The sequence below is a fragment of the Glycomyces sp. MUSA5-2 genome (genome assembly GCF_037034145.1).
GTDB classification, from domain to species: Bacteria; Actinomycetota; Actinomycetes; order Mycobacteriales; family Micromonosporaceae; genus Glycomyces; species Glycomyces artemisiae.
In genome coordinates, this window is the sequence record NZ_JBAGKG010000001.1 from 635,785 (window position 1) to 650,482 (window position 14,698).

A 14,698-nucleotide genomic window follows, 5' to 3' on the forward strand; every position below is an offset into this window, starting at 1 on the left:
TAGCGCGGCCTGGGCGGCCGCGCTGTGGCACCGAGGTCAGTCCTGCGTCAGCGCAGGAAGCCCTCGTAGTGGCGCTGCATCAGCTGGGACTCGATCTGCTTGACCGACTCCAGGCCGACGCCCACCATGATCAGCACCGAGGTGCCGCCGAACGCGAACTGAGCGAACAGCTGCTGGTTACCGAACGCGATGATGGCCAGATTGGGAAGGATAGCGATCGCGGCCAGATAGAGCGAGCCCGGGAAGGTCAGGCGTGACAGGACTCGCTGCAAGTAGGTCGCGGTCGGGTTGCCGGGCCGCACGCCCGGGATGAACCCGCCGGCCTTCTTCATGTTCTCGGCGACGTCGTCGACCTTGAAGGTGATCGACACGTAGAAGTACGTGAAGAAGATGATGAGGAACGCGTACAGCGTGATGTAGACCCACGAGCCCTGGTTGAGCAGGTACCGGTCGATGAACTGGACCCACGAGGCGTCGCTGTTCTGGTTGAGCTGGCGGAACAGCGTCGGGATGTACAGCAGCGACGAGCCGAAGATGACGGGGACGACGCCGGCCTGGTTGACCTTGAGCGGGATGTACGTGGAGGTGCCGCCGTACATGCGGCGCCCGACCATCTTCTTGGCGTACTGCACCGGGATGCGCCGCTGCGACTGCTCGATGAAGATGACCGCCACCATGATCGCGATGCACAGGCCCACGATGACCGCGAACATGAACCAGCCCTCGGACTCCTGGAGGGACCAGAACTGGCCGGGCATCTGGGCGGCGATCGACGCGAAGATCAGCAGGCTCATGCCGTTGCCGACGCCGCGCTCGGTGATCTGCTCGCCGAACCACATGATCATCGCGGAGCCCGCGACCATGACCGCGACGACGACGATGACGGACATCCAGTAGGGGATGTTCGCGTCGGTGGCCGACAGGTCCGGCAGGATCGGGCTCGGGCACTCGGTCTGGAACAGGATCCCCGACCGCGCCAGAGCGATGTACCCGGAGGCCTGGAGCAGGGCGAGGCCGAGCGTCAGGTACCGGGTGTACTGGGTGATCTTGACCTGGCCGGGCTGGCCCTCCTTGCGGAGCTGCTCCAGCCTGGGGATCACGACCGTCAAGAGCTGCATGATGATCGACGCGGTGATGTACGGCATCACGCCGAGTGCGAAGACCGAGAGCTGGAGGAGCGCTCCACCGGTGAACAGGTTCAGGAGGCCGAAGACGCCGGCTTCATCGGTCGGCTGGATGTTCAGGCAGGACTGCACCGCGGCATAGTCGATGCCGGGGCTCGGCATCTGCGCACCCAGTCGGTACAGACCGATGATCATCAGGGTGAACAGGATCTTCTTGCGCAGATCCGGGGTCCGAAACGCGCTGATGAAGGCGGAGAGCAATGCGGTTCCTCCTGAACAAGACCCCCTGGCGGGGCCCATGGTGTTGCGGTGCAACACCTTTCGTTACCAGTGGGCGTGTGAAGTTCGTAGTGGGGAGGGTCACGCGCCCGAGGAAGACGGTGGACCTCGCCAAGGGAGCCTAGCAGGCGCATTCGGACGCAGAGTATTCGGCACTCAGCATGACGAAACGGGCCGGAGTTCCCTCCGGCCCGTTTGCGCAGATCAGTTGTACGTCCGCCCTACTCGGCGAGCGCCTCGCCGGTCTTCTTGTCCACCACGGTGGTCGAGCCGCCGGCGGCGGCGACCTTGGTGGTGGCGGAAGCGGAGAAGGCGTGCGCCGACAGGTCGAACTTGACGCCTTCGAGCTCGCCGGAGCCGAGGACCTTGATGAGCTCCTTCTTGTTGAGGACGCCCACCTCGATCAGCTGCTCGGGGCCGACCTGGCCGCCCTCGGGGAAGAGCTCCACGAGGCGGTCGAGGTTGACGACCTGGTAGACGAGCTTGTTGTGCGGCTTGAAGCCCTTGAGCTTCGGCAGGCGCTTCTGGAGCGGCAGCTGGCCGCCCTCGAACGCGGCCGGCACGGTCTTGCGGGCCTTGGTGCCCTTGGTGCCGCGGCCGGCGGTCTTGCCCTTGGAGCCCTCACCGCGACCCACGCGGGTCTTGGCCTTCTTGGCGCCGGGGGCGGGCTGAAGGTCATGAATGCGGATAGCCATGACTACTCGACCTCCTCGACGTCGACCAGGTGACGGACGCGGTGGACCATGCCGCGGTACTGCGGGAGGTCCTCCTTGTAGACGGTCTGGCCGATCTTGCGAAGGCCGAGCGTCTGGATGGTCGCGCGGGCCTTCGGCTTCTCGCCGATGACCGACTTGTGCTGGGTGATCTTCAAACGTGCCATGTCAGATCCCCTAAGCCTGCGCAGCCTGGGCGGCTTCGGCGCGGGCGCGCAGCAGGCCCTGGGGAGCGATGTCCTCCAGGGGCATGCCGCGGCGGGCCGCGACGGCCTCCGGGGCTTCGAGCTGCTTGAGCGCCTTCACCGTCGCGTGGACGATGTTGATCGCGTTCGAGGAGCCCAGGGACTTCGACAGGACGTCGTGGACGCCGGCGCATTCGAGCACGGCGCGCACGGGGCCGCCCGCGATGACGCCGGTACCGGCGGAGGCGGGCTTCAGGAGCACCTTGCCGGCCGCGTCCTCGCCGAACGTCTCGTGCGGGATGGTGCCGCCGATGCGGGGGACCTCGAAGAAGTTCTTCTTGGCCTCCTCCACACCCTTGGCGATCGCCGCGGGGACTTCCTTGGCCTTGCCGTAGCCGACACCGACGTTGCCCGCGCCGTCGCCGACCACCACGAGGGCGGTGAAGGCGAAGCGCCGGCCGCCCTTGACGACCTTGGCGACGCGGTTGATGGTGACGACGCGCTCGATGTGCGGGGACTTCTCGGCGCGGTCGCGTCCGCGACCGCCCTCGCGTCCTCCGCGGCCGCCGCGACCGCCGCGGCGGTCGCCGCCGCCGTCCCGGCCACCGGCCGCTTGCTGTTGATCAGCCACGAGACTGATTCCTTTCGTTCGCTAAAACGCCAGCCCAGAATTGGACTGACTCGCATAGGTTGTCCGGATTCGGGACCCGGAGACGTCGCACTGAGAGCGCAACTTCTCGATTATGCCTGGTCAAGGGTCATGCGGCGAACGGCGGGGTGGGGATGAGGCAGGCGACACAGGTCGCCGCGGGACCCCCGGCCCCGCGGCGACCTTATATATGTGGCGCGCGCTAGCGGACCGTGACCGTCCAGCGCTGGTTGGCGGCACCGGTGCAGGTGCTCTGCACGATGGCGGCGCCGTCGGCGGTGGAGGAGCCGGAGACCGAGACGCACAGCCCGGAGTGCTGGGCGACGATCAGGTAGCCGCCTCCGGCGGCGGCGCGGAGCGAGAAGCGCTGGTTGCCCCCGGCCCAGCAGCCCCACTGGCCGACGGGGGCGCCGCTGGCGGTGGACTGGTCGAGGACGTCCCAGCACTTGCCGGTGGCGGTGTTGGCGATGGAGCCGACCTTGGAGCCGGGGTAGACCGGGTCGAAGGTGAAGGCCTGCGGGGCGCCGTTCCAGCAGCCGTACTGGATGAGCGCGGTGCCGTCGGCGCTGGAGCCGGAGGGCACGTCGATGCACTTGCCGGAGCCCGCGTTGACGAACTTGGTGGAGTAGGGGCTCCCGTCGTCGTTGCCCACGACGCCTTGGACCGTGCCCGCGGCGGCGTCGATGTTGAGGGTGGAGTACCAGGTCAGCGACATGCTGGTGCTGCTGGGGAAGCTGATGGGGAGCCACACGTACTCGCTGTCCATGGGCTTGCCGCCCCATTGGGGTCCCCAGCGGTCGCCCATGTAGAGGTAGCTGGTCCCGGCGGTGCCCTGGACCGTGGTGACGAAGGTCGGCTGGGAGCCGTAGGTGGTGGAGTTCCCGGCGTTGGACCAGCCGGACCAGGCGCCTTCGGGGAAGTTCGTGGTGGTGGCGTACTGGGTCTGGTTGGCGTTCCAGCCGGTGGCGCCTGAAGTGACCAGGAAGTACACCCCGTTGCGCTGGAACACGGCCGGGGCCTCGCGGTGGTAGCCGTCGAAGACGTAGACGAGCTCGTCGATGGCGAGGTAGTCGTCGGTGAGGCGGTAGACGTTGAGGTCGTAGTTGACGTCGGCGGCGGAGATGAGGTAGCCGGTGCCGTCGGTGTCGACGAAGAGGGTCATGTCGCGGGAGTCGTACCCGGCGGGCCGGAACGAGCCCTGGTACTCGTAGTCGCCGTCGACGGTGTCGGAGACCGCCACGGCCACTTCGGCGTCGCCGTAGTCGACGCCGTTCTCCTTGTGGGCCCACAGGACGTACTTGTCCGTGGCCGCGTTGTAGACGACCTTGGGGCGCTCGATGTTCGCGGGCGAGAGGTCGGGGTCGGACTCGGCGCTGAGGATGTCGTTCTCGAACGTCCAGTGCACGAGGTCGGTCGAGCTGTACATGCTGACCTGGTCGAAGAGGTAGTCGTTGCGCTGCTCGCCCACGAGGTAGTAGGTGTTCCCGACCTTGAGCATGCCGCCGCCGTGGGCGTGCATGAGGTTCCCGGAGGTGTCGGTGATGGTCTGCCCGTTGTCGAACGCCACGGCGGCGGCTTCGGCCGGGGCGGGGGCGCCGAGGCCGAGCACTGCGGTCGCGAGGGCCGTCGCCGCCGCGAGCGCGCCCAGTCGTGAGGACATCGTCGTCTCCTTCGCTTGGGCCCCTGAAGAAGGGCCAGATCGAACGATTTCGATATTTCCACAAATTCCCGAGCTTGTAAAGACCCTTCGTCTAACGGGTTTAGTAACATATTCGTTCGCATTCATGGGAACCCGATAAAGCTACTCGCGGGTCATCCCCCATTCGGGCAATTCTTAAAAGTCAACTACACGACAGTCACCGGGGAAATGTAATCGCGACTTGTTCGAATCAATCGGATACGCGTGAGACGTGTGTAATCACGTAATCACTCAAACTGGACATTTGCCAACCCCCAAGTGACGCACCGTGGTCGCGGTCCAGCCACGACGGACCACATGGCCAGCTCAACCGCCTGTAGTCTGGTCACCACAACCCGAATCGCCGAACGCACGACACTCCATTGAAGAAGAGTCGATGCGCTTATCCGTCGTGCCTTCAGGAGGCTTATCGAATGCGTCGGCTCCGGCCGCAATTGATGCGACTCGCCCGATTCTCAGGTGTCGGCCTCACCTGTTTCGCAATTCAAGCCGGGATACTCCTGGCACTGAAGGGCTCCGGTGCGCCCGGCCCGCTCGCCAACGCGGTCGGGTTCCTCGCCTCGGCCCAAGTCAACTTCCTCTTGTCCACCTACGTCACCTGGGCCGACCGCCGGACGCCGCGCGCCCCCTGGGCCCGGCGCTGGCTCTCGTTCCAGGCCACCGTCGCGGTGAGCCTGGCCTGCAACACGGGCGTGTACGCCCTCGTCGCGGCGTTCCTGCCGCCGGTGGCCGCCGCGGCCGCCGGGGTCGGCGCCGGGGCCCTGCTCACCTACCTCGCCAGCGACCACCTCGTCTTCCGCCGCAAGGCTTCCGCCACCGACCACTATGGAGATTCCCTTGACGATCATCGCCGACCAGCCGCAGCACTCCCCGGTCCGAACGGCGGCGCCGCCGCCGACTGACGGCGTGGCCGTGGTCATGCCCGCCTTCCGAGAAGAGGCGAACGTGGCCTCGACCGTGCAGGACTTCCTGTCGACCCTTGTCCGCGAAGGCGTTCCGCACGCGGTCGTCGTCGTGGACGACGGCAGCGACGACCGCACCGGCGCGATCATCGACCGGCTCGCCGCCGCTCACCCCGGACGCGTCATCGCCGTCCACCACGAGCGCAACCAGGGCTACGGCGCGGCCGTGCGCACCGGACTGGAGACCGCCCTGCGGCGCACCGGGTTCCGCGAGATCCTGCTGACCGACGCCGACTGCCAGTTCCGCGCCGAGGACCTGGTCCGCCTGCGCGAGCGCAAGAAGGAGGAGCGCGCCGACGCCGTCATCGGCTACCGCCGCAGGCGCGCCGACCCGTGGCGCCGCCGCCTCAACGCCAAGGTGTGGACCCTCCTGTGCAAGACCCTGCTGCGGGTCCCCGGGCGCGACGTCGACTGCGCGTACAAGCTCATCGACCGCTCGCTCCTCCAGGACCTGCGCCTGTCCGGCGAGGCCGCCGCGATCTCCCCCGAGCTGCTGTGCCGCATCTCCGGCGACGGTGCCCGCATCGTCGAGCACCCCGTCGAGCACTACCCGAGGGAGCACGGCGAGCAGACCGGGGCGCGCCTGTCGGTCGTCGTCAAGTCCCTCGTGAGCCTCGCGGTCGTCTACGGCCACATGGTGCGCGACGCCCGCCGCCTCGGCTGGGCCCGGCGCCTGGCGGCCCCGAAGGACCCCGGCGCGGCCCTGGTCGCCCTGGCGGCCGTCGCCGTCGCGGTCGCCGCGTACCTCTACTTCGCCGACCACGGGTACCTGCTGGCGTACAAGGACGCCAACTCGCACCTGCTCATCGCCAGGCGCGTCGTCGACAGCCCAACCGCCGGGCTCGCCCAGCTCGGCGGCGTCTGGCTCCCGCTCCCGCACCTCCTCGCAGCGCCGCTGTCGCTGTGGGAGGGGCTGTACCTCAACGGGTTCGCCGGGGCCGCCGTCTCGATGGCGTCCTATGTGGTCTCGGTGCGGTTCCTGTTCGCCCACGCCCGGTCGCTCTCGGGCCACTGGGCCGGGGGCCTCACCGCCGCGGGGCTCTTCGCGCTCAACCCGAACGTGCTGTACCTCCAGGCCACGGCCATGACCGAGCTGCTGCTGTTCGCGTGCGCGATCACCGCCCTCCACTACCTCCACGAGTGGTGCACCGGAGGGCGCATCCGCGACCTGTCGCTGGCCTCCGGCGCGGTCCTCGCCGCGACCCTGACCCGCTACGAGGGCTGGATCCTCTTCGCCGTCACCGCCGCGATCGTCGCGTACACCGCGCTGCGCCGCCACCGCAGGTACGCGCACACCGAGGGCTCCCTCGTCGTGTTCGGGTTCGTCGCCGGAGCCGGGGTCCTCGGCTGGCTGGCGTGGAACCTCGCGATCTTCGGCGACGCCATGAACTGGAAGTCCGGCGAGTACGCCGACTCGTCCCTGTGGGTCGCCGACGGCGAGGCCAACGTCGGGTCGCTGCCGACCGCGATGGAGACCTACGGCCTCGCCTCGCTCCACAACCTCGGGATCGCCACGGCCGCACTGGGAGTCGCGGGGCTCGTCCTCTACGCGGTGCAGCAGCGGCTCGGATCGAGGCGGCTCGTGCCCTACGCGATGCTCGTCTTCATCCCGTTCTTCGTGTGGGCCCTGTACACCGGCGAGCGGCCCCTCCACGTCAGGGAGGTCATGGGCGCGCTCTACAACGTCCGCTTCGGACTCATCATGCTCATCCCCGCCGCGGTCTTCGCCGGGTACCTCGTGGGGCGGCTCGTGCCGCTCCTGCCGGGCCGGCGCATCGCCGCCGGGGCCCTCGCCGGGGCCGCGGTCGCCGGGGCGACCCTCGCCGTCGGCGGCGCCGTCACGCTCGACGAGGCCGTCGAGTACCGCGCCAGCGGCTGGGAGGCCGACAACGCCGCCGTCTCCGCCTGGCTGCGCGAGCACCACGACGGCGGGACCACGCTCATGATGTCGTTCGAGAACGAGTCCGTGACGTTCGAGTCCCAGGTGCCCACCGGCTCGCTCATCTACGAAGGCTCGTACCGGATCTGGGAGGAGGCCCTCGCGGACCCGCGCGCCGCGGGGGTCGAGTGGATCTACATGCGGGCGACGCCCGGCTCCGAGGACGACGTCTGGGAGGCCCTGTGGGGCACCGAGACCCTCGAAGACGACTACGACCTCGTCTACGACGAGGGCGACCGGCTCGTCTACCGCGCCGAGGACGGTGCCGCGTGAACCCCGACGCCCCGCCCGCGGGCCTCAGCGCCCAGCGGCTCCTCTCCACCGGCCAGACCGCCCTCGCGCTCGCCCTCGTCGGGTTCGTCGCCGCGGCGATCGCCGTCGACCTGCTCACCGGGTTCGGGCCGAGCCCGCTGCAATGGGCGCAGGGCGGCATGTTCGCCCTCATCGTCCTGTACCTGGCCGTGATCGGGTTCAAGCTCGCGATGGTGCTCGGCTCCGGCCGCTCCACCGCCATGCGGTTCGAACCCGGTGCGCTGGAGACGTTCCCCGACGCCGAGCTGCCGCGGTACACGGTCCTCGTGCCGCTGTACCGGGAGGCCGCGGTCGTCCCCGGGCTCGTCCGCCGACTGTCCGCAATGGACTACCCGCCCGAGAAGCTGGAGATCCTCCTGCTCGTGGAGGCCGACGACGGCGAGACCCGGGCCGCCATCGCGCAGCAGCGGCCCGGGCGGACCTTCCGCACGGTCGTCGTCCCCGACTCGGTGCCGAAGACGAAGCCCAAGGCGTGCAACGTGGGCCTGGCCCAGGCCACCGGCGAGCTGTGCGTCATCTTCGACGCCGAGGACCGGCCCGACCCTGACCAGCTCCGCAAGGCGGCCCTGGCGTTCCGGGTGCTCCCCGACCGGGTGGTGTGCGTGCAGGCCGAGCTCCAGTACTGGAACCCGTGGACGAACTGGCTGACCACGTGCTTCTCGGCCGAGTACGCCACGAACTTCAGCCTCACCCTCCACGGCATGGACCGGCACCGGCTCGCGATCCCCTTGGGCGGCACGTCGAACCACTTCCGGATCGACGCGCTGCGCGACCTCGGCGGCTGGGACCCGTTCAACGTCACCGAGGACGCCGACCTCGGCATCCGCATCGCCCGGCGCGGCTGGGACGTGCGGATGATCGTCTCGGTCACCGAGGAGGAGGCGAACTCCCGCCTGGGCAACTGGATCCGCCAGCGAAGCCGGTGGATCAAGGGATACCTCCAGACGTGGCTGGTGCACTCGCGGGAGCCGCTGAAGCTGTGGCGGGAGCTGGGGACGAGGAAGACCCTGGCGATCCACCTGACGCTGGGGTTCTCGACGGTGACGACGCTCGTCAACCCGCTGATGTGGGCGATGACGCTGTCGTACTTCGTGTTCGGGCCGCAGTGGATGGAGCCGCTGTTCCCGCCGGCGGTGCTCTACGGCGGCATGTTCGCGATGATCGCGGGCAATGCGCTCATGTGCTACGCGCTCATGCTCGGCTGCCTCAAGCGCGGCCTGTACGCGGCGGTGCGGGCGATGCTCACGGTCCCCTTGTACTGGGGGCTCATGAGCGTGGCGGCGTACAAGGCGTTCGGGCAGCTGCTGCGGCCCAGCAAGCGCCATTTCTGGGAGCTGACGGTCCACGGGCTGGACCAGTCCGACGAGGTCGACGAGGGAGTCGTACATGCTCGGTAAGAGGTTGGGCCGCTTGGCCGCCGGCGCCGTCGTGGGCGCCGCGCTGCTGGTGGCGCCGGGGGCGGCGACGGCGGCGCCCCCGGAGGAGTTCGAGAAGCTGCTCGTGGCGGGCGGCCTGGAGGAGCCGACGTCGTTCCGGTTCACGCCCGACGGGGACATCCTGGTGGCGGAGAAGAACGGCGACATCGAGCTGGTGCACGACGGGGAGCTGCACGAGCACCCGCTGATCGAGCTGGCGACGGCCGGGTCGGACGAGCGGGGGCTGCTGGGTTTCGAACTGGACCCGGACTTCGCGTCGAACGGCTACGTGTACGTGGGATACACGGCGGCGGACAACCTGGACCGGTTGAGCCGCTTCACGATGAGCGGGCACGAGATCGACCCGGCTTCGGAGCTGGTGCTCATCCAGTCGCACCAGGACGCGAACGTGTTCCACCACTCGGGGAGCGTCAAGTTCGGCCCGGACGGGAAGCTGTACTGGACGCTCGGGATGAACACGAACAACCAGAACCCGCCGAACCTGGGGAACGTGCACGGGAAGATGCACCGGATCAACCCGGACGGCTCGATCCCGGCGGACAACCCGTTCGTGGACACGCCGGGGGCGGAGCCGTCGGTGTGGGCGTACGGACTGCGGAACTCGTTCCGGTGGGATTTCGTCCCCAATGGACCGAACGCGGGGAAGATCCTCGCGGGGGACGTGGGCGGCTCGGAGTGGGAGGAGCTGAACCTCATCGAGCGCGGCGCGAACTACGGGTGGCCGCACGTGGAGGGGGTGTGCGAGGACTGCCCGTACGCGCAGCCGGTGTACGCCTACCCGCACACGGCGCCGCCCGCGAGCGCGGGCTCGATCTCGTCGGTCGAGGTCTACGAGGGCGGGCTGCTCGGCGAGCAGTACGAGGACGCGGTGTTCTTCGCGGACTACACGCTGGGGTTCGTGAAGTACCTGGAGATGGACGCGGCGTTCGAGACCGTGGTCGGGGTGCACGACTTCGACCTGGCCGCGGGCACGCCGGTCGAGCTCCGGACCGGGCCGGACGGGGCGCTGTACCAGTTGAACATCTACCCCGGCGAGCTGTACCGGATCGCGCCTTCGGGCGGGAACCGGACGCCGGTGGCGAAGGCGTCGGCGTCGCCCGACTCCGGTTACGGGCCTTTGGAGGTGGCGTTCTCGTCGGCGGGGTCGAACGACCCGGACGGGGACGGCCTCACCTATTCGTGGGACTTCGGCGACGGAGAGGGCTCGACGGAGGCCGACCCGGTGCACACGTACACCGAGGACGGGGTCTACCAGGCGGTACTGACGGTCTCGGACGGGGACAAGACGGCGCACGCCCAGGTCGAGGTCCAGGTGGGCAATACGCGGCCGGAGGCGGTGGTGCTGACGCCCGAAGCGGGCCTGACGTACGACGGCGGGGACGTGATCGCGTTCTCGGGTGCGGCGACCGACCCCGAGGACGGGGAGCTGGGGGCGGCGTCGCTGTCGTGGACGGTGCAGTTCCACCACGCCGACCACGTGCACCCGTTCTACGGCCCGGCCGAAGGCGCTTCAGGCGAGATCGAGATCCCGCGGGCGCCGCACGGCGGTGACAACACGTTCTACCGGATCACGGTGACGGCCACGGACTCCGGCGGCCTGACCGATACGGCCTATGTGGACGTGCACCCGAACACGGTGGAGGTGTCGATCGGGACGGACCCGCCGGGCCTGGAGTTCACGCTCGACGGGCGGCCGTACGGGACGGCGGTGAAGCGGATGGTCGTGGGCACCGAGTACGTGCTCGGCGCGGAGTCACCGCAGTACGCGGACGGGTCGCGGTTCGCGTTCGCGGGCTGGTCGACGGGCGCGGAGCAGCAGCACGTGTTCACCGTGCCGGACGAGGACGTGTCGGTGACGGCGGCGTTCGACGAGCTGCCGTACCCGCCCGCGCCGTGGGAGTCGACGGACATCGGGGAGCGGACCCAGTTGGGGCTCAGCAGCTTCGAGGACGGCGAGTTCACGGTGACGGGCGCGGGCTGGGACGTCTGGGACCAGACCGACGAGTTCCATTTCGTGCACCGGCCGCTGATCGGGGACGGGTCGATCACGGCCCGGCTGACCGCGCAGGAGGCGACGAACCCGTGGGCGAAGGCCGGGATCATGGTGAAGGAGTCGGCCGAGGAGGGCGCGGCGTACGCCGCGGTCGCGGTGACGCCTGAGCACGGCGCGCACTTCCAGGCGGACTTCGGGACCGACGGCGGCGGCTTCGCGTACACCGAGGGCGCGGCGTGGCTGCGGCTGACGCGCGCGGGCGACGAGTTCACCGCCGAGCTGTCGGAGGACGGCGAGACGTGGACCGTCATCGGGTCGGCCACGGTGCCGATGTCGGCGAACGCGCAGGTGGGGCTGTTCTCGACCGCGCACGACAACACGCAGTTCTCCACGGCGGTCTTCGACTCGGTCGAGGTCGCGGCGGCGGACCCGGGGCTGACGTGCGAGGACGTGGGCGCTCCGGCCATCGCGGGCTCGGCGGCGTTCAATCCGGACGGGACCGCGGCGCTCAGGGGCGCCGGGGACGACATCTGGGGCGACGCGGACCAGTTCCACTACTGCCACAAGGCGCTCGACGGCGACGGCGAGATCATCGCGAGGGTCGCGTCGCTGGAGGACACGAACGACTGGGCGAAGGCCGGGGTGATGATCAAATCCGCGGCCGAGGAGGGCTCCCCGTACGCGGCGGCCATGGCCACGGCCGCCGAAGGCGTGCACTTCCAGACCGGGTTCGACACCGATGTGGACGGTCCTGACACCGCGGCGCCCGTGTGGCTGCGGCTGGTCCGGGACGGGTCGCAGGTCACCGCGTACCACTCCCCCGACGGCCTGGCGTGGGAGCCCTTCGCGGCCGCCACGCTCGCGGGCCCGGCGACCGTGGGGCTGTTCGTGACCTCCCACGACGGGAGCGCATCGAACACGGCCGTGTTCGACTCGATCGCGATATCCGATGCCGCACCGGAGGTCCCGGAGCCGTGGACGTGCGAGGACGTCGGCGCGCCGCGGATGCCCGGCGACGCGGTCGTCTCTGGAGGCACGTGGACGATCGTCGGCGCCGGGGACGACGTCTGGGGTGACGCGGACCAGTTCCACTACTGCCACCAGCCGCTCGACGGCGACGGGCAGATCACCGCGCGCGTGCTCTCGCAGGAGGACACCGACGACTGGGCGAAGGCCGGGGTCATGGTCAAGTCCTCGCCCGAAGCGGGCGCCGACTACGCGCTGCTGGCGGTGACGCCCGGCAACGGCGTGCACCTCCAGTCCGGGTTCGACACCGACACCGCCGGGGCCGGCGACGGCGCCCCGATGTGGCTGCGGCTCAGCCGGACCGGCGACACCGTGACGGCCTCGTGGTCGCCCGACGGCGAGGTCTGGTCGGCGTTCGGCACCGTCGAGCTGGCGGGTAGTGCGGTGGTGGGCCTGTTCGTCACCTCGCACGACGGGTCCGATCCCGGTGCGGCCGTGTTCGACTCGGTGGCGGTGTCATAGACCGGCGCCGGGGGTCTGCGGAAGCCCCCGGCGCCGACCGCCGCTCGGGACGCGAAGGGGGCGTTCCGGGCGGCGGACTCCTACTTGATGGCCCCGGCCGTCAGGCCCTCCTGGATCTGGCGCTGGAACAGCACGTACGCGATGAAGATCGGGATCATCGCGAGCACGGTCCCGGCGAACAGCGCGCCCGAGTCGCCCTCGTACCCTTGGCGCATCGCGAGGTTCGCCAGGCCCTGCGAGATGACCGCGTCGTCGGGGTTGCGGCCCATGAGGACCAGCGGCAGCAGGAACTGGTTCCACTGCCCGATGATGTTGAAGATCGTGATCGCGATCAGGCCCGGCTTCGCCATAGGCAGCATCACCTGGAAGAACAGCCGGTAGTGCCCGGCGCCGTCCACGATCGCCGCCTCCGCGACCCCCGTCGGGAGCGTGCGGAAGAACGCGGTCAGGAAGAACACCGTGAACGGCAGCGAATAGGCGATGTAGACGATGATGAGCCCGGTGTAGGTGTTCAGCAGGCCCACGTTCCCGAGGGTCTTGAACAGCGGGAACAGGGCCAGGAACACCGGGAACATCATCCCCGCGGCGAACCCGAAGTAGATGATCCGGTTCCCGAAGAACTGGTATCGGGCCAGCACGTACGCGGCCATGGCGCCCAGGAGCATCGTCCCGGTGACGCTGAAGACCATGACCTGCAGCGTGTTCAGGAAGAACGCGCCGATGTGCCCGTTCGTCCACGCGTTCGCGAAGTTCTGCCAGTGGAACGACTCCGGCAGCGCCAGCGGCGCCGACGCGATCTCCCGCGTGGTCTTGAACGAGGACATCACGATCCACACCACGGGCACGATGACCATGAGCGACCACAGCCACAGGAAGCCCTGGGAGAAGAAGTTGAGCACGGCACCCTCGCGAGGGGCGCCGGAGGCGCGCGACTTCGCGGGGGCCTCGGCCGGGGGCTTGACGGGGGTCTCGGTTGCCATGTCGAACCTCAGTACTCGATCTGCTCGCGGCGGCCGAACCGCAGCGACACCACGGCCAGGGACAGCGCGGCGAAGAACAGGACCACGCCGATCGCCGACGCGAACGCCTGCTCGCCGTGCTTGAACGCGTACTTCCAGATGACGCCGCCGACGACCTCGCTCGCCGTGTCGGGGCCGCCCTGCTCCGGCGTCATCAGGTACACCAGCACGAACACGTCCAGCGCCACGATCGACAGGTAGATCCACGCGGTCTGGACCGAGTCCCACAGCAGCGGCAGCGTGATCTTGAAGAACATCTGGAACCGCCCGGCCCCGTCGATGATCGCCGCCTCGTAGATGTCGCGCGGGATCGACGCCATCGCCGAGGAGAAGAACACCAGGTAGAACCCGACCGCGCTCCACACCAGGACTCCGATGACGGCCGCCAGCACGAACCGCTTGTCCGCGAGGAACCCGTTCACCGGCGACGGCAGCCCGATCGCCGAGAGCGTCCCGGTGATGAGCCCGCCGAAGTTCTCCGGCGCGTACACCTGCTTCCACAGGATGCCGACGATCGCGACCGACAGCACCTGCGGGAAGAAGTACACGACCTTGTGGAACCGCGAGCCCGCCACGCCCTCGATGCGGCCCTGGCGGCTGCGCCCGCCGAGGTTCAGCATGAACGCGAAGAACAGGCCCAGTGCGATCGTCGCCACCGGCAGCACCACCAGGATGATCCCGGTGTGCCGCAGCGCGGGCAGGACGAACCGCTCGTCCTTGAACAGGTTCACGTAGTTGTCGAACCCGATGTAGTTGAAGGAGTTGCTCGACCCCGACCAGTCGGTCAGGGAGATCTGGAAGGCCTGGGCGAACGGCAGGATCACCAGCCAGGCGTAGAGTCCCACCGGCAGCGCCAGGAAACTCAGGATGAACGGGTACCTGCCGTGCTTCACGACCCAG

At 69.0% G+C, this 14,698-nt stretch carries 11 protein-coding genes; 4 read left to right on the forward strand and 7 right to left on the reverse strand.

Annotation, left to right across the window (positions count from 1 at the left end; translation table 11 throughout):
* Positions 1 to 47: 47 nt before the first annotated feature.
* From secY to WA640_RS03050, 5 genes are all read right to left on the reverse strand, one after another.
* Positions 48 to 1,385, reverse strand: coding sequence for a preprotein translocase subunit SecY (secY, locus tag WA640_RS03030; protein WP_106361908.1), 1,338 nt, complete (start codon positions 1,383 to 1,385; stop codon positions 48 to 50).
* Between the two features lie 239 nt (positions 1,386 to 1,624).
* Positions 1,625 to 2,098, reverse strand: a complete 474-nt coding sequence (gene rplO, locus WA640_RS03035) for a 50S ribosomal protein L15 (RefSeq protein ID WP_106361907.1) — start codon at positions 2,096 to 2,098, stop codon at positions 1,625 to 1,627.
* Between the two features lie 2 nt (positions 2,099 to 2,100).
* The gene (gene rpmD, locus WA640_RS03040) at positions 2,101 to 2,283 is read right to left on the reverse strand and encodes a 50S ribosomal protein L30 (protein ID WP_106361906.1); all 183 of its coding nucleotides are present in this window, start codon (positions 2,281 to 2,283) and stop codon (positions 2,101 to 2,103) included.
* A 10-nt stretch (positions 2,284 to 2,293) separates the two neighbouring features.
* Positions 2,294 to 2,932: a 30S ribosomal protein S5 gene (rpsE, locus tag WA640_RS03045; protein ID WP_106361905.1), complete on the reverse strand. Its 639-nt coding sequence runs from the start codon at positions 2,930 to 2,932 to the stop codon at positions 2,294 to 2,296.
* Positions 2,933 to 3,152: 220 nt separating this feature from the next.
* Complete coding sequence (locus WA640_RS03050; RefSeq protein WP_335986010.1) at positions 3,153 to 4,610, reverse strand: RICIN domain-containing protein; 1,458 nt, start codon at positions 4,608 to 4,610, stop codon at positions 3,153 to 3,155.
* A gap of 476 nt (positions 4,611 to 5,086) precedes the next feature.
* On the opposite strand from WA640_RS03050, the gene WA640_RS03055 reads away from it, so the two are divergent.
* From WA640_RS03055 to WA640_RS03070, 4 genes are read left to right on the forward strand one after another with little or no spacing between them, the layout of a single operon-like run.
* A complete protein-coding gene (locus WA640_RS03055; protein WP_335986011.1) occupies positions 5,087 to 5,551 on the forward strand; it encodes a GtrA family protein in 465 nt (154 codons plus the stop codon).
* Positions 5,487 to 7,823 (forward strand): glycosyltransferase, encoded by a 2,337-nt coding sequence (locus WA640_RS03060; protein ID WP_335986012.1) that lies wholly within the window; start codon positions 5,487 to 5,489, stop codon positions 7,821 to 7,823. Before WA640_RS03055 ends, WA640_RS03060 begins: the two co-directional genes overlap by 65 nt.
* On the forward strand, positions 7,820 to 9,259 hold the full coding sequence (locus tag WA640_RS03065) for a glycosyltransferase family 2 protein (protein ID WP_335986013.1): 1,440 nt from the start codon (positions 7,820 to 7,822) through the stop codon (positions 9,257 to 9,259). The genes WA640_RS03060 and WA640_RS03065 overlap by 4 nt, the downstream gene beginning before the upstream one ends.
* A complete protein-coding gene (locus WA640_RS03070; RefSeq protein ID WP_335986014.1) occupies positions 9,249 to 12,779 on the forward strand; it encodes a PQQ-dependent sugar dehydrogenase in 3,531 nt (1,176 codons plus the stop codon). Before WA640_RS03065 ends, WA640_RS03070 begins: the two co-directional genes overlap by 11 nt.
* An 80-nt stretch (positions 12,780 to 12,859) precedes the next feature.
* On the opposite strand, the gene WA640_RS03075 is transcribed toward WA640_RS03070, so the two are convergent.
* Together WA640_RS03075 and WA640_RS03080 are read right to left on the reverse strand one after the other, a co-directional pair.
* Entirely contained in the window at positions 12,860 to 13,759 is a 900-nt protein-coding gene (locus WA640_RS03075) for a carbohydrate ABC transporter permease (RefSeq protein WP_335986015.1), read from the reverse strand.
* Positions 13,760 to 13,767: 8 nt separating this feature from the next.
* Positions 13,768 to 14,691 (reverse strand): carbohydrate ABC transporter permease, encoded by a 924-nt coding sequence (locus WA640_RS03080; RefSeq protein WP_335986016.1) that lies wholly within the window; start codon positions 14,689 to 14,691, stop codon positions 13,768 to 13,770.
* Between the last annotated feature and the right edge of the window lie 7 nt (positions 14,692 to 14,698).